This window comes from Anaerobacillus sp. ABR4_321, assembly GCF_056158505.1.
The window spans coordinates 754,832-777,529 of the sequence record NZ_JBSWTK010000001.1; the positions used below are offsets into that span (position 1 = coordinate 754,832).

Below are 22,698 nucleotides of genomic sequence, written 5' to 3' on the forward strand. Positions count from 1 at the left end.
ATGGCGAATAACGAGCAAACTCACAGCCATTTCCCATGGAGTCACGTTATTGGATTCGCTCTTTCAATCATCTTGACCTTATTTGCACTATGGGTAGGCTTTGAATCTGGACTAAGCAACACGATGATCATCGTTGTTGTCGTTGCACTCGCGCTTTTTCAAGCGGCTATCCAGCTCATCATGTTTATGCATATTTCAGAGAGCGAAGATAGTAAGTATCAAGTGGGAACGATTCTATACTCCTTGTTTATCGCGGTTGCAGTAGTAGCCGGTTCGATCTGGGTTATGTCATTTGGTATGGATCATATGCATATGCCTATGTAAGACGAAAACACCGTTCACCTCAAGGGGTGGACGGTGTTTTTTATTATTCCATCGAAGATACTTTTTTTGCAGCTGCACGTTCGCGGATAATTGGCAGCGCAAACAGAAGGAATGCAGCTAGGTGAGCAAACAATACATTGATCACAAACAGTGTGATAAAGATTGTATGAGCAGCTGGTGTCATACCTCCGCCAATATAGAAGATGAGAAGAGCCCAGTTGGCAACTATGAATGGCGTGTGGATATATGCAAGCTTTCGATAGTCTTTCCAAAGAAATAATGGCGTTGCTGTAATAACAAATAAGTAAACCATAAATACGTCCATGAGATCCACTCCTTAATTGATACCGCTTTCAAAAGTATTTATAAACTAAACTCAACATTTAATTGTGAATGTTTTGTTACAATTAGTATACCATAAATGTTCGAAAATTCTACACATATTATCGAAACATCAAACGCTTGTTATGATTGTCTAAGGATAAGGAAATGGAGGGAGCAGTCATGAGAAAACTAAATAAGTCTGAAATGATGGATGTCATACGCCTCTCAGAGTATGCGTTTCAATATGATGTACCGAAAGAAGAGCTAGATAAAAAGCTAAAAGCATACAGCGAGCATACTGTGTGGGGAGAGTTTGAAGATGGAAACTTAGCAGCAAAAATCCATATTATCGATCTGCACACGTGGATAGCAGGAAAGCGGTTTGCAATGGGAGGGATCGCTTCTGTAGCATCATACCCAGAGTATAGAAGAGGCGGAAAGGTTGCAAAGCTCCTTCGCCATTCGCTATCAGAGATGAAAGAGAATGGGCAAACGGTATCGTTCCTACATCCATTTAACATCGCCTTTTATCGTAAGTTCGGGTGGGAGATCTTTAGTGATTGGAAGAAAGTCACGCTAAAAAAAGAGGATTTTAAACAACTTCCTGCTGCAAGTGGAACCGTTCGAAGGATTGCAATCGAGGATATGTTCGAGCAGCTCAACCCCATCTACGAGGCGTTCGCTGCTAAATTTAATGGAATGTTAGAACGTGATGATGACTGGTGGAAGACTCGCGTTTATTCTGATGGTTATCAGTTCGCAACGTATCGAAATGGTGAAGGTAAATTGATGGGGTATGTTTTTTACAAAGCGAAAGATCGTAATCTTGAGGTGGAAGAATTCGTTGCCCTCGATGGAGATGCTAGAAGAGGTTTGTGGAACTACTTATGTCAGCATGACTCGATGGTCGATGGTGGAACGCTATTGTTAGACGAAAGCGATCAGCTGCCATACCTACTTCAAAATCCAAAGCTTAAAACGGAAGTAGAACCATATTTTATGGCTCGAATCGTAGATGCTGAAGGCTTTCTTAACGAGTATCCCCTGACCACAGGGGGAGAAACCCTCTTTCTACATGTATATGATGAACATGCAGAATGGAACAATGGCACATTTCTACTTGAAGAAGACAAGGTGAAGGTGTTCCGTGGAGATAACCAGAATAGTTCATGTGCCCACCCGCCAAAGCGAGGGCTTCGCTGCAACATCAATACCTTAACAGCAGTGATGATGGGATATCAAAAGCCAGCATTTCTTTATGAAGCAGGTTTAATCGAAGGACCTGAGCAAGACGTAAGAAAACTTGAAAGAATTGTATCGAATCAAAAAACGAACTTCATGGACTTCTTTTAAATAAAAGCAGGCTGTTTAGAAAACCTAAACGGCCTGCTTTAATCGTTAGCTCATGTCGTTTGCCTCACACCGTGCCCCTGAAGAAATTCCTTCTCCACGTGTGCTTTAAGTTCTTCTTGGTTTTGTAAATCGAATATCGTGTGCGCTTTTTCGAGATGCTTGATGGATTCCCTTTCTTCTCCATTTAGATGGTGATTAAAGCCAATCTGGAAGTGCAGTTGTCCAAATAAATACATGCTGTTGGTATGGATACAATAATCGATCCCCCGTTTACAGATCGTAATCGATTCATCATGTTCATTATTATTACTAAGGGCTTTCGCAAGATTGTAAAACAACCGTATCTTAACTGTATGATCGAGTACTCGCTTCAAGCGATTATGTTGTTCGATCAGCTCTTTATACAATGAAATAGCTAGCGAGAGTTGTTCTGTAAGTAAATAGATGATGCCTTTACTATTTAGAATTTCAATCTCTCTTTCACTATAATATTTGTTCGTATACGTTAGCTTAAATGCCTGGTCGATCATAGAAATGGCGGAATGCGCTTCTTGGTAGAGGTGATACTGACAAATACCGTTGTGCCACATAATGAACTGCTTGAATTCCAAGTTTTGATGATAAAGTGGATTGCGAAGTTCTGTTCGAACGATCTCCACAACCTTTTTATAGTCAAATTCTTTAATCGCATTTCTTACTTGAAGATAGACTTCATGAACATAATCGATCCTTTCGATCAACGTTCTTTCGAAGAAGTAATTAATATCGACACCGAGTCGATTTGAAAGTTCGTAGAGAGTTGGAGCCAGTGGATAAACGTCCCCTTTTTCAATCTTACTGATCTGAGCCTGAGAGCAAATGCCTCTACTTAATTCCTTTTGAGAGAATCCTCTATATTTTCTTAGGTTCTTGATTTCGATGCCTAGTGCCGCAAACGTCATGGAATCAACCCAATCGTATGTAGTAATGTGATTTTTTCGAGCATTTCAAGAGTACGACAGTGAATTCGCTGAATGTTACCAGCTGAATCGATTTCTGACGGAATAAGATCGTTTATGCAGTCCCCACTTTTGAACCAGTCATGTATGGTCGGTGTTTGATGCGCGACTTCCTTCCAGACTGTTAATTCAGGACTAAAAATACGAGGTCCGGTTTGAACCTCACAATTAGTTAATACCCTTTTCTCACCTGGAATTCCTTCTTTTACATGGTGAAAAAGATGATTCCAGTAGTCTTTTCTAGACCCTGTATGAGGGTGGTGTACGCACCAATCAAGGACCGCATCCGTGGTAGCTTTCTTTGAGAACAGTAGATAGTAGAGATGCTTTCCAAACTTGATTCGCTCTCTTAGATGCGAAAAGTGGTGTACGGTTGCCCCTGATAACAACACGTTCTTTCCATCCTTCATCGGGAACAAGATCGTATTCGTATTCAGTACATCCTGAAGCTGAAACGCTAATGTATTCAAGACAGCAGTTTTGAAATGATTATTCTGAATGATGCGGGAATCGATATAGTTTTGTTCATTGATGATTAATGCACTTGTAAGCAAGTGAGGGTCATTGGTTTTCCAATAGTAAGTCCAGATCACTTCCATAAACGATGAAACATGGAGATGAGGCAGTAGGTAAAACAGCGGTTTCGACTGAAGAATACTATATTTGTAGATCAATAGTTGAGGGTACGCATCTTGAAAGATCAACCAGTTTCCCCGTTCTAAAAACGAGAAGAAATCGTCTCGTTTAGAAGGAGAGAGAATGATAGGCAAGTACTCTCCTTTTAAGTCTGTCATCGTCCAACCTGCATTTCTTGAAACCATATGCGCAAGAAGAGACCAGTGAATTTCTTCGTACTCCAAATAGAAACGTAAATAAGCGTTTGTCCGAGTGATATTGTCACGATTAGCAAGCTTGGTTTGGGTTCTGATCGCATGTAACACCCTTTTATCTTCCTGTGAAAGCTTCTTAGTCTTTTCTAGGTGAGTTCCTTTGAGCGCTTCTTTTAACTCCTTTTTAAGGTCTTTCCAATACGGAGGTGTTTTCTTCTTAGGCATAAGGCTTATATTAGCTAGTAATCTATTCAACGTACACACCTCCCTCACTCTTAAAGTGTATGCTCGAGTTTCAAAGTGAGAAGATGATACGCACATCCTACCTAACTAGAGGTATAGACATCTATACATAGAAAGAAGCTGCCGAGGCTACTCGACAGCTTAGGAATTATAGTTGCACTTGCGCTAGTGCATGTTCTAGCGTCTTGGCAATTTCTCGCATTCCAGAAAGATTACTTACTCTCTCTGCATCTGGGTTGTAATTTGTGTTTGTGTTCACATCGTACGTGAATAATTCGCCATCTTTGTTCTCTATGCACTCGATTCCTGCGAAAGTAATACCGTTCGCTTTCAAGAAAGATTCATAGTTTTTCAAAATAGGATGGTCGAAGTCCTTGATGATCTCGAATTTTGGTTTTTCAGTAGTTGGGCAAAACGAATCGCCAACCTGGCAAACGTCTGCTGGGCAAAGTTCAAATCCTTCAGATGTATCTACGCGGACGGCATATAAAAACTCACCGCCGACAAATTCACACCGAGTAATCGAGGAGTCAGGAGATTCAATATAATCTTGGAGAAGCGTGATCCCATCGATCGACTCTTCAAAGTCATCGCTTTCTACATACTGCTTCAATGCATCCTTGCTTTGGAATAACTGGACACCGAGGCCTTTCCCTGCCCGGTTGTGCTTTGTGATGAACGGACCATCGAAGTTGTCGGCTGCTTCGATAAGCGGATCTTTACCTACGGCGGCAATGGTTTTTGGTGTTGTAATTCCGTGTTGTCTGAGCGCATTGTATTGCGCAACTTTACTTACTTCAAGTGCTAGCGCACGACGATCGTTCAGTACCAAACGTCCGTGGCTTTCAAGCCAGGAGAGCACTGCAGCCGTATATTCAGGCGCATAGCGATGACCTCTTGTGTGTGAAGAAGCGCTCATTCGGTTATAAAAAACTCCTTCTGGAGGAACAGTTGTTAAATCAAGCGATCCCTCGTGTGAAAACCAGTCTTCAAACGGAACTCCGAGTTTTTCTAGATGAACTTTTAAAGGTTCCGTCCATTCTTCATTCTCATGTATGATATAAACCTTTGCACTCATGATATTGCCTCCTCTACGAATGACAGAAATTCCTATAGATTTACTCAAGTATAAAGCAAATCGAGTAAAATTCCTAGCGTGACGGCAGTGAGGCAGATACAGTTTGGCACTGCTCAAAAGAAAGGCTAACGAGTAATCTCGTTAGCTTTAAGTCTACGATTAAAAAGCCCAGTTGCCGTTCCTGAAGACCGGTTCGCTCGTACCATCGCTCTTAATTCCATCGATGTCCATTTCTTCAGAACCGATCATGAAATCGACATGCGTCACACTTTCGTTGGCACCTGCTGCTTCAAGCTCTTCTTTCGACATGTTTTTTCCGCCTTCTAAACAGAAGGAATACGCATTTCCGATTGCAAGGTGATTCGAAGCATTTTCATCGAACAAGGTGTTAAAAAAGATCGTATCTACGTTCGAGATCGGGGAGTTGTGGGGCACGAGAGCAACTTCTCCTAGGTATCGTGCACCCTCATCCGTATCGAGTAGATGTTGCAAGGTCTCATCACCCGATTTTGCTTCTGCTTTGACGATGCGTCCTCCTTCAAACGTTAATGAAAACTCTTCGATTACAGTACCACCATAGCTTAGTGGTTTCGTTGAGGTCACGACACCATTAACGCCATGTTTGTGCGGAATCGTAAACACTTCTTCAGTTGGCATGTTCGCGACGAAGTGGTCTCCCTTAACATTTTCACTGATTCCACCTACCCACTGGTGAGCTTCAGGAAGCTCGATCGTTAAGTCAGTTCCAGGTGCACGGTAGTGAAGCTTGCTGTAATGCTTTTCATTTAAGTAATCTACTTTTTGCTCGAGGTTTGCGCTATGTTCTTTCCAAGCTTGAACCGGATCTCCCGTTGAGACGCGCGTTGCGTCAAAGATAGCTCCCCATAACAGCTCTTCTTGCTTATCTTCTGGCGAATCAGGGAAAACCTTAGCAGCCCATTGTTTAGAAGGAACAGCAACAACTGACCAACTGTTGTGATCTGACATGATGTAATCACGGTACTTTTCTAGGGCTTTACCCGCCGTTTTGCTGGCATTCGATATGCGTTCAGGGTCGATGCCTTTCAATAAGTCAGGATTCGAAGAAACGATCGAAAGGAAAGCAGCATCGTTTTCTGCTAGTTCTTCAAAACCTTTTGCCTTCCACATTGGGAACTCTTTGAATGCTTCATCTGGAGCTTTTTCGTATTTGATTCGAGTTAATGTTTCATCATTCCACTCGACGTGTACGTTCTTAGCTCCTGCGTCATAGGCACTTTCAGCAATTCTTCTAACAAAATCAGCTGAAGTAAGCGGTGCGTTTACGACAAGGGTTTGTCCTTTTTGGATGTTAACCCCGACCTTAACGGCAAGGTCAGCATACTTTTGTAAATTTTCATGAAAGGTGGTCATATATAATCTCCTTTATCCGTTTATAATCATACAAGTTCAGTTTATCAGATTTATTGGGAAGCAGTGAATATTTATTGAAAGCGCTATCTTGAAACAAGTTTCTGGAAAAATAGTCGGTGTTCAGGATATCTTATTAGTAAATCCTCTGTATTGGAGTGGTAGAGAATGAATAACCCAAAAAGTGAAGTAGCGACATTTGCCGGAGGATGTTTCTGGTGTATGGTAGAACCGTTCGATGAGCTGCCAGGAATTCAAAGTGTAGTATCAGGTTATACGGGTGGAGAAAAACCGTATCCAACTTATGAGGAAGTGATTTCTAAAGAGACCGGTCATGTAGAAGCTGTTCAGATTACGTATGACCCTACTATTTTCCCATATAGTAAGCTCCTTGATCTCTTTTGGCGCCAAATCGACCCTACTGATGATGGGGGGCAATTCTTCGATCGTGGTGATACGTATAAAACCGCAATTTATTACCATAACGAGGACCAGCAGACGTTAGCAGAACAATCAAAGACAGCGCTAGAAGAAAGCGGTCGTTTTTCAAAACCAATCGTAACAAAAATTCTTCCTGCAAAACCTTTTTATCCTGCTGAAGATTACCATCAGGATTATCATAAGAAGAACCCTGCTCACTACAATCGTTATAAAAAAGGGTCAGGGAGAAAAGCATTCATCGAAAATAACTGGTCATTTCAGAAGAATGACGATGAGCTTCGTGAGCGGCTAACCGATATCCAGTATGAAGTAACGCAAAAAAATGGAACAGAGCGTCCTTTTCAAAACGAATACTATGATAATGAAAAACAAGGAATTTATGTTGATATCGTTTCAGGAGAGCCCTTATTCAGTTCAACTGATCAATATGACGCGGGATGTGGGTGGCCGAGCTTCACACAACCGATTCACAAAAACTTTGTAAAAGAGAAAAAGGATTTCATTCACTTTATGATTCGTACGGAAGTACGTAGTAATGAAGCGGATTCCCATCTTGGTCACGTGTTTAATGACGGTCCAGGTGAGAACGGACTCAGGTACTGCATCAATTCTGCAGCGATGAAGTTTATTCCGAAAGAACAGTTAGAGGAAGAAGGCTACGGCGAATATCGTGTGTTGTTTCAATGAGAACATATGATGTCGCAATCGTAGGTGGAGGATTATCTGGCGTTCTTGCAGCTAGAAAATTGGAGGGGCAAGGACTCTCTGTCATTGTAATCGATAAGAGTAAAAGTGTCGGTGGCCGAATGGCAACGAGGCGAATCGATGGTGGAAGAGCTGACCATGGTGCACAATTTTTCACAGTAAGATCATCCGAGTTTCAATCTCATGTCGATGAGTGGAGAAAGGAAGGCTGGGTGGAACGATGGTTCGGTGAGAAGTACGCTCGATACAAAGGGATAGAAGGCATGAACCAGCTTGTGAAAAACGTATCCCAAGGCATTCCACTGAAGCTTCAATTCAAAGTGCACCACATCATAAAACAACATAACGAGTATGTACTAAGATCAGAGGACGAGAGCGAAGTAAGGGCAAGAGCGGTCCTAATGACCCCGCCAGCTCCACAAACGGCACAGCTTTTAAAACAAAGCGACCTCCGGATGAGTAAAGAGGCGGAGGAAACTCTTCAGAGCTTACGATTTAGTCCTGCGGTCGTTGCGCTGTTAACGGTGAACAAAGAGGAAGAAACGGGGCTTCCTCATTCAGGTCATCAGGATACTCACTTATCTGAAGGAATTGAGCGGGTGACGGATAGCTATGCAAAAGGGATATCGAATGAGAGAATCATCAGCATCTATGCAACGCCTGAGCGGTCAAAAGCATTGTATGATAAAAGTGACGCAACGATCAAAGAGGATTTGTTAAACCTGACCTCAACGATTATTCGGCCTGAGACGATTACGGCATACCAAATAAAGAAATGGCGATATGCGCAGGCAGAAAACGTTCATCCAGCACCATTTCTCGCCGTATCAGATGAAGAAGATGTTATCGTAGCAGGCGACGCATTTCTTTACGGAGACGACTCTTCGGGCAGAACAAGGGTAGAAAGCGCAGCGCGCTCAGGCCTTGCAGCTGCAGACGAGTTGATGAAAAGATTGATTGAAACATAGAGAAAACTGCCGTTGTTCGGCAGTTTTTTTTATTATACAGTCTGTGCGCTATCTTTGATGATCGAAGTCACGATATGCTTTGGAGAGTTTTCAAAGAGTGAAAAATAATTAAGAGCGTGAGCAGAAGGAAAGAGCTCTTTTTGAATCTCTGAAGCCGATTTTCCTTCTTGGTATTTTCTAAGTACATCATGTTGCACGGTTTTTAAATACGTTAGCTTTTCCTCTAGACGGTTCCGTCCGTTAGGTATATATCCGGAATGAGAGCAAAACATCGTAGAGAAGTCATACGTTAAGACGTTTTCGATCGAATCGATAATACCTGGAATCGACTCAAATGCAAAAATACTTTTCGGTCTGCTCATTACGTATAGATCACCGGAGAAAAGGAGACCTTTCTCCCTCTCGAGAAGAACCACATGATCAGGTGCATGTCCTGGCGTGTGGATGACATCGAACGCATGGTGTTCTGAATGAATCTCATCACCTAGTATTGTTGGGGTGAACGCTTTTCGATTTCCCCAGAACATTTTACGGTAAAAAGGAAGGCTCGGCTTTTGCTCGCAGTACTGTATCCCTGTTGAATGAATGTAGGTCGGTATACCTTTACTAAAGAGGTGTGCATTGCCAGTATGGTCCTCATGATGATGTGTGAGAATGATTTTATCGATCGGTTGTTTTTCAATATACTGTTTCAGTTCATCGTGTAACCTTGCAGGACCTGTATCGATAAGAAGCTGATCCACCATGTAAAGATAAACGCTCATGGAGATTCCTCCGCGTTTGACAGACCCTTTAATTGCAGTAACATCGTTGTGAGTTGTAACGGTAAGCAAGTTTCATCACGTCCTTCGTTCTTCTACTATTTAGTATAGCGATAACTGCATGAAAAGCTATCTATGACTTTCTTGACAATGGATACCAACCTTTGTATAATTATCTTGAATTCAAGATAAAAGCAACGATTGATAAGGGTGAACATTATGAGTGAATCATTAGACAGAGAATTATCACTAAAGCTGTTTATTGTTATGGCTAGGGCCACTCGATCAGTGACCGATCAAGTGAAGATGGACATTCAAAATCACGGTTTAAATCCAACAGAGTTTGCAGTATTGGAACTTCTATATCACAAAGGTAGTCAACCACTTCAACAAATAGGGGAGAAAATCCTACTTGCAAGTGGAAGTATTACGTATGTGGTAGATAAATTAGAATCTAAAGGCTATTTGAAAAGAAATCCTTGCCCGAATGATCGTCGAATCACACATGCGGTGGTAACAGACGAAGGGAAGGCATTAATGGATCGCATCTTCCCTGAGCATGAGTTGAAGCTTCAGAAAATTTTTGCTGGGCTAGATGAATCTGAAAAAGAAACAGCCATCTCATTGATGAAGAAGCTAGGTCACTATGCGGAGAAGCTTTAAGCTTCTTTCGCCCTTTTATCTCAAATTAAAGATTCTTGAATTAGAGTGTATTTCATGTTTAAAGTTACATTTGCAGGGAAAGTATCTTGAAGTAGAGATAGTTGAGTCCGAGTGATTTAAAAAATTTATTTCTAATAGGGAGTGTTCGTAATGAGTACAAAAATTTTAATCCCGTATTACAGTGCTTATGGTCATATTTATCAGATGGTGCAAGCTGTAGCTGAAGGTGCCAAAGGTGCTGGAGATGTAGAAGTAAAGTTAGTAAAAATTCCGGAATTCGATGCGGTTAAACAAGCGATGTCTGCACAGCAACCATACGTTGATGCACAGGAAGCACAAGATAACATTCCTGAAGCGACACATGACGACCTTCGTTGGGCTGATGGCATCATTTGGGGCATCCCGACTCGTTATGGTTCGATGCCAGCACAAATGAAGCAGTATCTTGACTCTGCTGGTTCACTCTGGATGAATGGTGAGCTAGAAGGTAAAGCAACAGCTGTAGTGACAAGTACTGGATCCATTCACGGAGGTCAAGAAACTACTGCAGTCACAACGTTCGTGCCTCTGATGCACTTCGGTATGATCTATGTTGGTCTTCCGTATGGTGAAAATCCAGAGCAGCTCACGACTGAGGGCATCGGCGGCTCACCTTACGCAGCATCGACCGTTGCAGGAGCTGATGGATCAAGAACACCTGTAGAAGTAGAATTAACAATGGCTAGCAGACTCGGTGCACGCGTAGCAAAAGTAGCTGGCGCATTAAAGAATATATAAAAGACGAAACCAGCATCTTATACTGAGATGCTGGTTTTCAGTTTGTTGAGAATGTCTTCAGAGATATCTTGAATAAGGAAAAGTAGTGTTGGTGGCTTTCAGCGGGGCTGGAATTGAGCTTCCTCGCCTATGCTCTTGCGGATCCGTCCCGCACCGCAGGAGTCGAACTTCCTTAGAGCGTTATGGTACGGTTTTATAAGGTGTTTTTTATAAATATACAAACTCAAAATGAGGGTGAGAAGAATTTGCTAGCATAATAGGTCGGAAAGTTTAACATGGTTTAATAGTATTCTAGTAGGAGTGAAGGCCTCTTGACTCCCTCCGGAAATGTTGATGTACCAGTGTTTATTAGGGTTAAAAATCTTTTTAAATTTCCCTGTAGGAACTAAGTCCCTACAGGGAATTCCTTATTTAGGAATATAAGGAAGTGGATGACGTGTTAACCTGCTGAACCATGTAATTTTTTTACAGAAATATATATGTGCACATTTAATCTCTGCTTGCTTATGAGGACGAACCCTCCCATGTCTCTTGACGTCATGCGTCTACATTCCTTCGTTAGGTCTCATCATAAGGCAGAGGCCGGCATTATTCTCCCGTATGAACTCTAGGTTGAAAGTCAAGATCTGCGCCAGCTTCTCTGTGTCATGCCTATGTGTTTGATCGAGCTTAAAAGTAGTCGCTATGATACGTTTTTAAGACAGTGGAGGTCATTCCTCATTCTATCTTCTTGAAAGTATACATGGTGGTTTGAAAGACCGAAAAAGATCTTAAGTAGCTTGCTGCATAACACAACCATCGCTTCCTTCTTTTTCAGAGGATTTTCCTTTCTCGAAATATAATACGAGTACAAATCAAAGAATACAGGGTTATTTTGAAGTAAAGGAAGAACAGCCTTGTAGAGGAGACTCCTCAACCTTTTCCTCCCTCGTTTGGATATTCTCTTTTGCCCCCTATGCTTACCAGAAGAGTTCTCACGTAATGTTAATCCCGCTAGCTTAATGAGTTGGCGTGGATTTTCATATTGTGTAAAGGATCCGGTTTCGGCAAGTAAATCAACAACCGTGTTTTCGCTAATTCCTGGAATAGAGGCTAGGTACTCAAACTCGGTCATTTCTTGGGCTAATACAGATAAGCGCTGATTTAACTCTTCGAGCTGATCTTTGAGGAAGGTAAAACGATCCATCAAGCTATTTATTTCAAATCGTCCCATCTCTATACCATTCGTAACCCCAATAGAGTGCTCAGCTAATCGCTGTAGCTTCTCAATTTTCTTTTGAGACGGCGCATAGAGGCCTGCCTTGTCCTTATATACATTCGCAAGTTCTTTCGAACTTACTCCAACGATATCTTCTGGTAAAGGCGTATGTTTTAAGATGGCGCAAGCCAGCTGGCCAAAGCTTTTAAAGACCGTCGAAAATTCAGGGAAGTATTGATCCTGCCAACGAATCATTCGATTCTTTAATCTAGCTTGTTCTTCTTTAAGTTGCCATCTCAACGTAGATCCTGTCCTTAATTCAGCTTCAACGCCATCAGGTATTCTAGGAAAACTAAAGTGGCCACCTGTAATGAGCTTCGCTATAATTCTTGCGTCTTTTTTATCATGCTTTGTCTGTAGATTATCATCAAATTCTTTCGTTCGGTGGACGTGCATTGGATTAACGACCACAAAAGGAACATCATAATTTAAAAGAAACGAAGCTAAATTTAGCCAGTAATGACCTGTAGGTTCAAATCCAACTAAAATCTTATCTTCTTTATGTTGCCGAAGTAAGCTATGAAGTTCATGATACAAGGAATGAAACCCATCCTCGCTTTGTTTGAACTTGAAAGGTTGATTTAATTCCCTCCCGCGATCATCAACTGCGCACGCATAATGAGTGTGTTTCGCGATGTCGATGCCAATGACGAGAGTTTGATTTGTCACTTGATTTAATCGTTGATTGCGTTTATTATCCAAAAAGAGCCCTCCTTTTGATGATTGTACTTTGGTTAGGTACGAATGCATCATAACGGAGGGCTTTTTTGTATGCAATAGAGGATTCCTTTTCTGACAGGAATTCTCCCGTGGTCCAACGGGCGTTTGAGACTCGGAGGGGACGGTTTTTGTCCGCTTTGAGGCTCGGGCGTTCGTCCACAGGAAAGCAAGAGGTCTTCATACTCCTACGTTGTAGGGTGAACATAATTCTAGGTTCCTTAACAAACTGCAAACCAGCATCTCATATCGAGATGCTGGTTCTTTTAGTAGATAGTGAATCTGCTTCTTGAAGGACCGTTACTCCTAGAAGTCCAAATAACGTGAATCCAAACGTGTTTACAAAGCCATGAAAGAAGACCATGAGCGGAATCCCGAGAATAACAGTTTCATTCACATGAGCGAAACCGTAAATCATCGCAGAGCTCATCGAAAACAAAAGCGACATGAATGAAACCGATAAAAGCATCTGAACGGAAAACTCAAGCTTTGGTACGAGGTATACGAGACAAAGGACAGCAAAAACGATCAAAGGTGTCACGAACTCCACTACAGAAATGAATTCAAGAACTGGCAATGTGTTTGAGAACGTGATTCCTACTGCAATGAAGGGCGGACCTAACAGAACAAGAACAGCGATAATTGTAAACCACGGCTTTATGTTTGGTGCATATGTAATCAAGTGCTTTCCTAGAAAAGACATCATGATCGGTGTGACGAATGCTGCATAATGAAAATGAATCGACGTAAGCAGGACGATCACATCACTAAAGTGTAGCACTTGAACGCCTGATCTGTGCAGGACGAGCCAAAAGCCTCCAATGCTAATATACATAAGCCCGAGCTGAATCAATACGCTATTGGTTCTGATTTTCTTCCACGTTTGCAAGACCAAGCTAACCCCATAGAGTGCGATGAGGATTGTGGTTACTAACCACGGTACTGCTAGGATGACAGCGAGTGTGCCTTGCTCTAAAAAGAATGAAGCACCAGCTGAAATAGCAGCTAAAGGCTGCAGTCTGGCTGCATAGCGATAAAAGATATTTTTCTTTTGCTGAACTAAGTGAAGTGTCAGCGGAACGAGAACGAGATAGGCAAACATCAAGAGCATCATCACATACTGCAGCGTATCGATCGGAGTAGTGAGGAGCTTTGTTACTACAAAAGCGACCCATAAAAATAGACCCGCAAAACTACTTGTTTTCATCATGATTTCACCTCTCTTTTAGTGTACGATGAAGAGAGGATAGAAGAAAGAAATTTATGGGAGAGAGAGGCGAAAATAATGGATTCTCAGAAACAAAAACCAGTACTAGGCTTTATTGGTACAGGCGTAATGGGTAAAAGTATGGTACGAAATCTACTAAAAGCAGGTTATCGCACGCTGGTCTACACGAGAACAAAGGAGAAAGCTTCCGAGCTGTTAGAAGAGGGAGCAGAGTGGCAAAGCTCCGTTGCAGAACTTGCTTCTGCTTCAGACGTCGTCATGACGATGGTGGGTTATCCGAGTGATGTGGAAGAAGTTTATATTGGAGATCAAGGCATCATCTCGAACGCACGTCCAGGTTCAATTTTGATCGATTTTACGACATCGAGTCCAGCTCTAGCTGAAGAAATCTATCAACTCGGCCTCTCGAATAAGCTATATACCCTCGATGCTCCTGTTTCAGGTGGAGATGTCGGTGCAAGAGAAGGAAGATTGTCTATCATGGTAGGCGGAGAACTAGAAGTATTCGAACAAGTTGAGGACATTTTTAACGTAGTGGGCGAAAATATTGTTTTGCAGGGACCAGCAGGAGCAGGACAGCATACGAAAATGTGCAATCAAATCGCAATTGCTACGAACATGATCGGTGTATGTGAAGCGATCGTCTATGCTGAAAAGGCTGGGCTAAATCCTAGGACGGTTTTGAAGAGTATCGAGTCGGGGGCTGCAGGGAGCTGGTCTTTAAGTAACCTTGCGCCAAGAATGATTGCTAACCAGTTGGAACCGGGCTTCTACGTGAAGCACTTTATAAAAGATATGACCATTGCGCTCGAATCCGCAAAGCAGATGGGAATGTTAACGCCGGGACTGGAGCTTTCTAAGAAATTGTATGAAGACTTAGCAGAAAGAGGAGGAGAAGATAACGGCACGCACGCTCTCGTTACGTTGTTTCGAGATGAATAGGAACCTGTATCGCACAGGTTCCTATATTTGAGAAGGGAAGTTTCAACGTAGTAACGAATATACTGATACGAGTTTAGTATTTTCAGGGAAATAATCGTTGTAGCGTTATTTTTTCTTTGATTTTCGTTCGATTTCTTCAGAAACGACGTAAGCAAGATCGTCGTTTCCGTAAAGAGAGAGGATACTTAAAACAGTTTGATCAGGTATATGCTCGGATTCTTCTTTTGCAACGATCAGTTCAAGACTTTGTTTTAGTGCCGGGTTTTTTATTTGATCAGGATAAGCCGTTTCATAGAGTGATTCAGGGTTTAAATCGTTATTTACACACCACTGTGCAAATACAAGAATCATCATATTTTCATCACGCTGGTAATTTTCAATTACTTTTTTTTCTATGTCTTTACGGTCCAATGAGAACCCTCCGTTTCCCTAATCTACCGTTAGTGTACTCGGACTAAATGGGCATGACAAGAGTAATTAATCATTTCATATCATAGATAGCTAGGAATACCCCAAACTAGCCGATGGAGGGAACGATATGAACAATAAGGAAGTACGAAGCTGGATGATGTACGACTGGGCGAACTCTGCATTTGCCACAACGATGATGGCAGCAGTCTTGCCGGTATTTTACTATGATGTTGCAGCTAAGAATATAGACAAAAGTCTAGCATCTTCTTACTGGGGGTACTCTCAATCGATCGCTGTCTTGATCGTTGCTATTCTAGCTCCATTACTCGGTGCAATCGCTGACTATTCAAATTCCAAAAAGAAATTTCTCCGCTTCTTTGCTTATATGGGTATTCTTTCAAGCATACTCATGGCGTTTGTTGGGGAAGGTGGGTACCTTTTAGCATCTCTATTACTCATTTTAGGGACGATCGGGTTTTCTGGGAGCAACGTCTTTTATGACGCGTTCCTACCTGAAATAGCGAAAGAGGGAGAAATCGATCGGATATCTGCTAGAGGGTATGCATTTGGGTATATCGGTGGTGGGATCCTACTTCTTATTAATCTATTGATGATATTAAACCCTTCTTGGTTCTTTTTACCGAATACACTTGTAGCGACGCAGGTCTCTTTTGTGACTGTAGGATTGTGGTGGTTTTTCTTTTCCATACCCATGTTCAAGAATGTGAAAGAAGAGAAGAAGACGCAGCCGCAATTAAATGGTTCATATTTGACCATAGGGTTCAAACGGGTTGGAACGACGTTCAAAGAAATCAATCAATACAAACATCTCCTAATCTTTTTAATTGCTTTCTGGCTATATAACGATGGGATTTCGACAATCATCAAAATGGCAACGATCTACGGTCGCGACATTGGAATCAATGCGAATGATCTTATTGCCGCCATTTTGATCACTCAGTTCGTCGGGATACCATGTGCGTTTTTCTTTGGATGGTTGGCGAAGAAGATCACGCCAAAAAAAGCGCTGTTGTTCTCACTTTGGATATATGTCGTCATCGTTTTTCTGGGGTACTTCATGAGTACGGCTCTCCATTTCTATATCCTTGCTTTTATGGTTGGGTTCGTCCAAGGAGGAGCACAGGCTCTTAGCCGTTCCATTTTCGGAAGTATGGTGCCGGAGCATCGTCATGCAGAGTTTTACGGATTTTACGGAATCTCAGCAAAATTCTCTGCAATATTCGGACCTTTCTTATTCGCATTTATCGGGCAGCTAACCGGATCTAGTCGTCTCGGAATATTCTCGATCGTCTTCTTTTTCATAGCAGGGATCATTCTGCTGCATAAGGTGAATATCGACAAAGGGAAAGCAGAAGCGAGGGAAGCGATGGTTCAAGAAGGCATACACCTATAGAAAACGCCTTTTCCCAATGAATGGGGAAAGGCGTTTTTTTATACGATCGGGCTAAAGTGTTTGAGTGGTAGAGGGAGCGTGCAGTCCTTCCCAGTATCATAGGAGCGGTTACCGATCAGGTCCTTTAAATCTCTCGTACAATTTTCCTCGTTGTGCCAATAGTCATGAATGAGAGGGAGAATCGTTGTCGCCTCATCGGTTGCCTGTTCAAGAAGTTCTTCGAAAGTTGCGCTCGACTTCTCTTCTTTCACAGAAGGATGGAGCCATTCGTTGCCTTCTTCATTTAGATAGTCCTCATCGCCCACTTTTTTCCTATATGAAAAAGAGGACACCTGTTTCCTCAGCACTTTGTTTTTCCAGCCGTATGGATCGAATAAGAGCCTTAGTGCAAGGACCATGTCGTGATAAGATTGCTCGATGTAGCGAGCGGGCATACGAGCTGCGCTCTCGGGATAAAATCGCTGAACAAGCTCAGAAAGCATCTGTTCGATAGGAGTGTAAAGCGAAGGACCGATATCGATTTCTTTGTAAACGGGTGTTTTCCATGTATCGATGTCTTTATATTCTTTCATCAAGAGTGTATCAATGATGATCTCGAGACGTTGGTGCTTGTTTCCTTCAAGCCCTGCTCGATAATGAATGTAAGGATGAGTATTGCGGTCAAGGATATGATGAGTAACGAAACCAAGAATATAAGCCTGCAGTCGCGCATCTCCATTTCTTCCGTATTCGATCATATCGATGAGGAATGGACCACACTCTTTTTTATGAAGAACCTCACCGATCTCTTGAACGGGTGTTTCTTTCCATGGCCAAAAATTATGATAGAAAAAAGGGTCCGGCCCTTGAGCTCCAAGGCGAAAATATGGGAGGTGGCATTTGATCGAATTCCACAGGCCGGATTCCGTCATCGCATCTTCTCCGAACAGGATATGCGTCCAAACATTCGGCATCTGTATGTCCCCTCCTATTGAAGTCTTTCTTCTATTATACCTGAGATAGACCTGTCTTCTTGCTATATTTGCAAAGAAAAATTTGTGGAGGGTTGTCAAAGGTTGTCTAGCTTGATAAAAAATGAAAAACCCGGTCACAGACCGGGTTTTAGATTACTTCAAGAAAATTTTTTCGATGTCATCAAGTGTTTTGTTTGCTGAAATAACGCCGCCTGACGTGTTCCAGATAGCATCGCTCACTTCATGAACATTTCCTTCTTTAACAACTTCGAGGTTGTTCCATAATGGATCGTTCGTCCATTCTTCTTCTGTTGAGTTAGCTTCACCATCTCCAGCTTCATAAGTGAAGTAGAAGAGGACATCTCCATCCATTTCTGGGATGCGTTCTTTTGTTACTTCTTCAGCAAAGTCTTCTTTTTGCTGTGATTCAGGTCGATCAAAGCCTAGCTGTTCTAGAATTACACCTGAGAATGAATCTTTATAGTAGATTCTTGTTGTTCCTGCAAGGAAACGAACAACAGAGACTTTTTTGTCTAGTTGCTCACCAAGATCAGAGCTCATTGAATCGATACGCTCATTATAAGCGTTCATAACTTCTTTCCCTTTGTCTTCCATGTTCATTGCTTTTGAATAGAAGTTAAAATTTTCTTGCCAGTCGCCTTTCAACGTTTCAGAGAAAACAGTAGGAGCGATTGAGCTTAGTTGATCATAAACAGCTTCTTGACGTAGCTTGTTACCGATGATGAGATCAGGTTTAAGAGCAGCGATTGCTTCAAGGTTAACTTCACTTTCTGTTCCAACTACTTCGACGTCTTTCATATCTTCAGAGATATGTTCGTACCAAGGATCCCCTAACCAAGATTGAACGGCACCAACTGGTGTTACACCTAGTGCAAGAAGAGCTTCTGTCCCTTCATTTGTTAGAATAACGACTTTCTCTGGTTCAGCAGGCACTTCGGTTTCACCCATTGCGTGTTCCACTGTACGAGTTTCTGAGCTTTCAGAAGAGTCATCTCCTGTTGATTCCTGGTTATTTGTATTTCCTCCGTTAGTTCCACAAGCTGCAAGGATCATCATGACTGCTAGTAACGTAATCATCCATCCTTTTTTAAGCATAGCTTGTACCCCCCTTATGTAGAATTGATAATCATTTTCATTTACGATGTTTATGATACTTAATTGTCAAACATGTGTCAACATTTAATTGATAGTGATTCTCAAAATCATTGACACGCTTTCAAACTTTTTCTACACTTAATTTGGAAGGTTTAGAAAGGGACTAATAAAATGACTAGCATAAAACCTATGACGTTAAGGTGGCTGGGAATTGCTTTTGGAGTAATTATCGTAATGATCTTGATGGCGATGAGCGTTGTCTACGGTCTAACGAGCATTTCCTGGGAAACGGCCTGGAAGTCATTCACTAAATTTGATGGAAGTAATGAACATATCATTATAAGAGAAAACCGCGTGCCACGAGCTTTTATAGGAGCGACGGTAGGAGCTAGTCTTGGGGTAGCTGGTGCACTGATGCAGGCGATCACACGAAACCCTCTTGCATCTCCTTCAATACTAGGTGTGAATGCAGGAGCGAGCTTTATGATCGTCATTGCAGTGACGTTTTTTTCTGTGTCCTCACTCACAGTGTTTAGCTGGCTAGCATTTTTAGGAGCAGCGGTTGCTTCAGTCATCGTGTATGCGCTTGGATCATTAGGAAGAGAAGGTCTTACTCCAATGAAGCTAACGCTCGCTGGGGCAGCGATCGCTGCGATGTTCTCTTCTCTAACACAGGGGATGCTCGTACTGAACGAGAAAGCGCTAGAAGACGTTCTTTTTTGGTTAGCTGGATCTGTTGAAGGACGTAGTCTTTCCATTCTAATTTCGGTTTTGCCTTACATCTGTATCGGCTTGATCGGCTCCATCCTGATCAGTTCAAAAATCAACACACTCGTTATGGGAGAAGATGTTGCGGTTGGGCTTGGACAGCGAACCATTCTTGTTAAAGTGATGGCAGCCATCTTTATCGTCTTGCTTGCAGGAGGATCGGTTGCGATCGCGGGTCCTATCAGCTTGATCGGAATCGTCGTACCCCATCTAGCGCGCTATGTTGTAGGTTTTGACTATCGCTGGGTGATTCCATACAGCGCTATCTTTGGGGCAGTTCTCCTGTTACTAGCAGATATTGCAGCACGGTATGTCATCATGCCACTAGAGGCACCTGTTGGGGTGCTGACCGCTGTCATCGGAGCTCCGTTCTTTATCTATATCGCTCGAAGGGAGTTTACAAAGCTATGATGAAATATGCTTCCTTCAGAACGAAATTATTTTCATATTTAATCGATCGAAGAGCAGTGTGGATGACATTCATCCTCGGTTTATTTGTTATCTTGGCAGGGCTGATCAGTATAGGAGTCGGTGAGATCTTTATGACGCCTGTCGAAGTTGGAAAAGCGCTTTTTGGATATGGAACTGAGATGAATGAACTCGTAGTAAAACAGTTTCGTTTTTCAAGAGTAGCCATGGCGATCCTTGCAGGTGGAGCGTTAGCTGTTTCTGGAGCCATTCTGCAAGGGATGATACGAAACCCGCTCGCTTCACCAGACATACTAGGGATCACATGGGGAGGAGCTCTTGCAACGATTGGATTCTTGACGATTTTTAGCGATCGAGCAAACGCCCTTACTGTCAGTATCCAATGGCTGCCTCTTGCTTCATTCATTGGTGCAATCGCAACTGGATTTCTCGTGTTCGTTCTCTCATATAAAAATGGGATCTCTCCAATCAGGCTTGTGTTGATCGGAATAGGGCTTGCCGCCGTTCTTCAAGCACTCACGACGCTTCTCATGATTGTTGGACCTATTTACAGAGCCTCAGATGCAAATATATGGATTACAGGGAGTGTTCATGGGACGAATGGGAAGGATGTTCTCACTCTTCTCCCATGGGTCGCGATATTACTACTCGTGTTGATGGTGTATTCAAGGCGCGTTAACCTCCAGGAGCTAGGTGACGATGTCGCAAAAGGCGCAGGGGCCATTCTCATGAGAGACCGAATCGTTCTTTTGTTCATCAGTACTGGGCTTGCTGGTGGTGCAGTCGCATTTGCAGGAGGAATCGGCTTTGTTGGCTTGATGGCACCACACATTGCAAGAAAACTAGTCGGGGCGTCCTTTGGTGTCCTCGTTCCTGCCTCAGCACTGGTAGGAAGTATGCTTGTCATCATTGCGGATTTGATCGGTAGGACGCTGTTTTCACCTCTAGAAGTTCCAGCGGGTGTGTTTACAGCAGCGATCGGAGCCCCTTACTTTGTTTACTTACTCTATCGCTCTAGAAACTTATAAATTGACGAGGTGAAAGCCATGTATGCTTTGCAGACAAAAGACCTTACATTGGGATACGGTGAACATACCGTTATAGAAGATCTGAATTTGCTTATTCCTGAAGGGGAACTGAGTGTATTGATCGGTGCGAACGGATGTGGGAAATCAACGCTACTGAGAAGTTTAGCGCGTCTCTTAAAACCACATTCTGGTGGAGTTGTGCTTGATGGAGAAGCAATTTCAAGCATGCATACGAAAGAGATCGCACGTAAGATGGCTATTCTTCCTCAAGGTCCGGTTGCACCTGAAGGTCTTACTGTGCTTCAACTCGTCAAGCAAGGGCGCTATCCATATCAAAGCTGGTTGAATCAGTGGAAGGAAGAAGATGAGGAAGCCGTCCAGAGAGCATTAAAGTCTACGAATCTTGAAGAATTAGCAGAGCGTAGCGTTGATTCTCTGTCAGGCGGACAGCGACAGCGAGCGTGGATCGCGCTGACACTCGCTCAGGATACAAATATTATTCTGTTAGATGAACCAACAACGTACCTCGACCTTGCTCATCAGGTCGAAGTGCTGGATCTCTTGTTTGAATTAAACAGACGCGATAACCGTACGATCGTTATGGTTCTGCATGACTTGAACCTTGCGTGCAGGTATGCAGACCACATTATCGCAGTGAAAGATAAAGGGATTTATGACCAAGGAAAACCTGAGGATATTATATCAGTCGACCTTGTGAAGGATGTATTCGGACTGGACTGCAACATACTAGAGGATCCGCTCTTTGGGACGCCATTATGTGTACCACATGGAAAGGGGAGAAACATTCATGCTAGCCAAACCGCAAACGTTTAGTAATGAAGAAAAGGCGATACTTGAGAAGCTAAGACTACATGTTGGAATGGACCCTTCAGCTACCGGTCAACTCGGAGAAGTGAAAGATCTACTAGATGCAGATCATCTGAAACGTTTCCTTCAGAAACTTGTAGATGAAGGCCACTTTCCTTCCTTGATCGTCGCAGGATCGCAGTTTGTAAAGCGATATGCATTCATGCTTCTCGTCCCTTTCTTGTATTCGTTCACGAAATGGAATAAGCCTATTGTCGCTGGGCCAGAAATGCTTAAGTACAACGTCGATACAAGTACGACACCATGGATGATGAACTTTGTTCTGCCGAAAGACACGATGAGTAAATCAGCAACGAGAAGCGAGATGAGAGCAAAACTTGCTGATGAGTTGATCAATAAAAACCTTGCTCCACTTATCGAGACCATCGTAGGATCTACAAAACTTTCACCTACGATTCTATGGGAAAATGCTGCGATTTATTTATTTTGGTTGTATGAAACGGAGCTTCAGAAGGATGCGGACGAAGAACAACTAGCTAGGATCCAAGAAGATTTTCACTATCTACTAAAAGAGTTTCAGTGCACAAGCTTTACGTGTGGCGTGAATCCATTCATTCAATATCACACAGAAAAAGAAGAAACAGCGAACGGCAAACAACGCTTTCGAAGAACCTGCTGTCTTTTCGATCAAGCGTCAGATGACGGCCGCTGCTGCAAAACATGCCCTAAGATGAAGTGACAGGTACCACCCG

General features: G+C 42.6%; 23 protein-coding genes. 12 read left to right on the top strand and 11 right to left on the bottom strand.

Features of this window, described 5'->3' with window-relative positions; translation table 11 throughout:
• The gene (gene qoxD / locus ACXADT_RS04100; protein WP_474833268.1) at positions 1–324 is read left to right on the top strand and encodes a cytochrome aa3 quinol oxidase subunit IV; all 324 of its coding nucleotides are present in this window, start codon (positions 1–3) and stop codon (positions 322–324) included.
• A gap of 43 nt (positions 325–367) precedes the next feature.
• On the opposite strand, the gene ACXADT_RS04105 is transcribed toward qoxD, so the two are convergent.
• A complete protein-coding gene (locus tag ACXADT_RS04105) occupies positions 368–649 on the bottom strand; it encodes a spore morphogenesis/germination protein YwcE (RefSeq protein WP_270180529.1) in 282 nt (93 codons plus the stop codon).
• A gap of 179 nt (positions 650–828) precedes the next feature.
• On the opposite strand from ACXADT_RS04105, the gene ACXADT_RS04110 reads away from it, so the two are divergent.
• On the top strand, positions 829–2,001 hold the full coding sequence (locus tag ACXADT_RS04110) for a GNAT family N-acetyltransferase (RefSeq protein ID WP_474833269.1): 1,173 nt from the start codon (positions 829–831) through the stop codon (positions 1,999–2,001).
• Between the two features lie 50 nt (positions 2,002–2,051).
• Here ACXADT_RS04110 and ACXADT_RS04115 read toward each other — a convergent pair whose 3' ends face one another.
• The 4 genes from ACXADT_RS04115 to ACXADT_RS04130 form a co-directional block, all read right to left on the bottom strand.
• Positions 2,052–2,942 carry a helix-turn-helix domain-containing protein gene (locus ACXADT_RS04115; RefSeq protein WP_474833271.1) on the bottom strand — a complete coding sequence of 297 codons (891 nt, stop codon included), beginning with the start codon at positions 2,940–2,942 and terminating at the stop codon, positions 2,052–2,054.
• Entirely contained in the window at positions 2,939–4,084 is a 1,146-nt protein-coding gene (locus tag ACXADT_RS04120) for a DUF2515 family protein (RefSeq protein ID WP_474833273.1), read from the bottom strand. Before ACXADT_RS04120 ends, ACXADT_RS04115 begins: the two co-directional genes overlap by 4 nt.
• 136 nt (positions 4,085–4,220) lie before the next feature.
• Entirely contained in the window at positions 4,221–5,150 is a 930-nt protein-coding gene (locus tag ACXADT_RS04125) for an ATP-grasp domain-containing protein (protein ID WP_474833274.1), read from the bottom strand.
• A 159-nt stretch (positions 5,151–5,309) separates the two neighbouring features.
• Complete coding sequence (locus ACXADT_RS04130) at positions 5,310–6,542, bottom strand: aminopeptidase (protein WP_474833276.1); 1,233 nt, start codon at positions 6,540–6,542, stop codon at positions 5,310–5,312.
• Between the two features lie 165 nt (positions 6,543–6,707).
• On the opposite strand from ACXADT_RS04130, the gene msrB reads away from it, so the two are divergent.
• Together msrB and ACXADT_RS04140 are read left to right on the top strand one after the other, a co-directional pair.
• On the top strand, positions 6,708–7,667 hold the full coding sequence (gene msrB, locus ACXADT_RS04135) for a peptide-methionine (R)-S-oxide reductase MsrB (RefSeq protein WP_474833277.1): 960 nt from the start codon (positions 6,708–6,710) through the stop codon (positions 7,665–7,667).
• Positions 7,664–8,653, top strand: coding sequence for an NAD(P)/FAD-dependent oxidoreductase (locus tag ACXADT_RS04140; protein ID WP_474833279.1), 990 nt, complete (start codon positions 7,664–7,666; stop codon positions 8,651–8,653). Before msrB ends, ACXADT_RS04140 begins: the two co-directional genes overlap by 4 nt.
• A 32-nt stretch (positions 8,654–8,685) precedes the next feature.
• On the opposite strand, the gene ACXADT_RS04145 is transcribed toward ACXADT_RS04140, so the two are convergent.
• Positions 8,686–9,417 (bottom strand): MBL fold metallo-hydrolase, encoded by a 732-nt coding sequence (locus ACXADT_RS04145; protein WP_270180521.1) that lies wholly within the window; start codon positions 9,415–9,417, stop codon positions 8,686–8,688.
• Between the two features lie 216 nt (positions 9,418–9,633).
• On the opposite strand from ACXADT_RS04145, the gene ACXADT_RS04150 reads away from it, so the two are divergent.
• Together ACXADT_RS04150 and wrbA are read left to right on the top strand one after the other, a co-directional pair.
• The gene (locus ACXADT_RS04150) at positions 9,634–10,077 is read left to right on the top strand and encodes a MarR family winged helix-turn-helix transcriptional regulator (RefSeq protein WP_270180520.1); all 444 of its coding nucleotides are present in this window, start codon (positions 9,634–9,636) and stop codon (positions 10,075–10,077) included.
• 150 nt (positions 10,078–10,227) lie between these two features.
• The gene (wrbA, locus tag ACXADT_RS04155) at positions 10,228–10,854 is read left to right on the top strand and encodes an NAD(P)H:quinone oxidoreductase (protein ID WP_270180519.1); all 627 of its coding nucleotides are present in this window, start codon (positions 10,228–10,230) and stop codon (positions 10,852–10,854) included.
• A 682-nt stretch (positions 10,855–11,536) separates the two neighbouring features.
• Here the strand turns inward: wrbA and ACXADT_RS04160 are convergent.
• Together ACXADT_RS04160 and ACXADT_RS04165 are read right to left on the bottom strand one after the other, a co-directional pair.
• Positions 11,537–12,814: an IS110 family RNA-guided transposase gene (locus ACXADT_RS04160; protein WP_474833280.1), complete on the bottom strand. Its 1,278-nt coding sequence runs from the start codon at positions 12,812–12,814 to the stop codon at positions 11,537–11,539.
• Positions 12,815–13,073: 259 nt separating this feature from the next.
• A complete protein-coding gene (locus ACXADT_RS04165; RefSeq protein ID WP_474833282.1) occupies positions 13,074–14,039 on the bottom strand; it encodes a YndJ family protein in 966 nt (321 codons plus the stop codon).
• Between the two features lie 36 nt (positions 14,040–14,075).
• Here ACXADT_RS04165 and ACXADT_RS04170 point away from each other — a divergent pair, with 36 nt between their 5' ends.
• The gene (locus tag ACXADT_RS04170; RefSeq protein WP_474814695.1) at positions 14,076–14,999 is read left to right on the top strand and encodes an NAD(P)-dependent oxidoreductase; all 924 of its coding nucleotides are present in this window, start codon (positions 14,076–14,078) and stop codon (positions 14,997–14,999) included.
• Positions 15,000–15,104: 105 nt separating this feature from the next.
• On the opposite strand, the gene ACXADT_RS04175 is transcribed toward ACXADT_RS04170, so the two are convergent.
• A complete protein-coding gene (locus ACXADT_RS04175) occupies positions 15,105–15,410 on the bottom strand; it encodes a hypothetical protein (protein WP_270180517.1) in 306 nt (101 codons plus the stop codon).
• A gap of 127 nt (positions 15,411–15,537) precedes the next feature.
• On the opposite strand from ACXADT_RS04175, the gene ACXADT_RS04180 reads away from it, so the two are divergent.
• A complete protein-coding gene (locus ACXADT_RS04180; RefSeq protein WP_474833284.1) occupies positions 15,538–16,824 on the top strand; it encodes an MFS transporter in 1,287 nt (428 codons plus the stop codon).
• Between the two features lie 38 nt (positions 16,825–16,862).
• On the opposite strand, the gene ACXADT_RS04185 is transcribed toward ACXADT_RS04180, so the two are convergent.
• Positions 16,863–17,777 carry a zinc dependent phospholipase C family protein gene (locus ACXADT_RS04185; protein WP_474833285.1) on the bottom strand — a complete coding sequence of 305 codons (915 nt, stop codon included), beginning with the start codon at positions 17,775–17,777 and terminating at the stop codon, positions 16,863–16,865.
• Between the two features lie 153 nt (positions 17,778–17,930).
• On the bottom strand, positions 17,931–18,893 hold the full coding sequence (locus ACXADT_RS04190; protein ID WP_474833286.1) for an ABC transporter substrate-binding protein: 963 nt from the start codon (positions 18,891–18,893) through the stop codon (positions 17,931–17,933).
• A 171-nt stretch (positions 18,894–19,064) separates the two neighbouring features.
• Here ACXADT_RS04190 and ACXADT_RS04195 point away from each other — a divergent pair, with 171 nt between their 5' ends.
• From ACXADT_RS04195 to ACXADT_RS04210, 4 genes are read left to right on the top strand one after another with little or no spacing between them, the layout of a single operon-like run.
• Entirely contained in the window at positions 19,065–20,072 is a 1,008-nt protein-coding gene (locus ACXADT_RS04195; protein ID WP_474833288.1) for a FecCD family ABC transporter permease, read from the top strand.
• Positions 20,069–21,118: a FecCD family ABC transporter permease gene (locus ACXADT_RS04200; RefSeq protein WP_474833290.1), complete on the top strand. Its 1,050-nt coding sequence runs from the start codon at positions 20,069–20,071 to the stop codon at positions 21,116–21,118. The genes ACXADT_RS04195 and ACXADT_RS04200 overlap by 4 nt, the downstream gene beginning before the upstream one ends.
• Before the next feature lie 18 nt (positions 21,119–21,136).
• Positions 21,137–21,952, top strand: a complete 816-nt coding sequence (locus ACXADT_RS04205; protein ID WP_270180511.1) for an ABC transporter ATP-binding protein — start codon at positions 21,137–21,139, stop codon at positions 21,950–21,952.
• Positions 21,927–22,685 (top strand): IucA/IucC family C-terminal-domain containing protein, encoded by a 759-nt coding sequence (locus ACXADT_RS04210; protein ID WP_474833291.1) that lies wholly within the window; start codon positions 21,927–21,929, stop codon positions 22,683–22,685. Before ACXADT_RS04205 ends, ACXADT_RS04210 begins: the two co-directional genes overlap by 26 nt.
• Positions 22,686–22,698 lie beyond the last annotated feature (13 nt).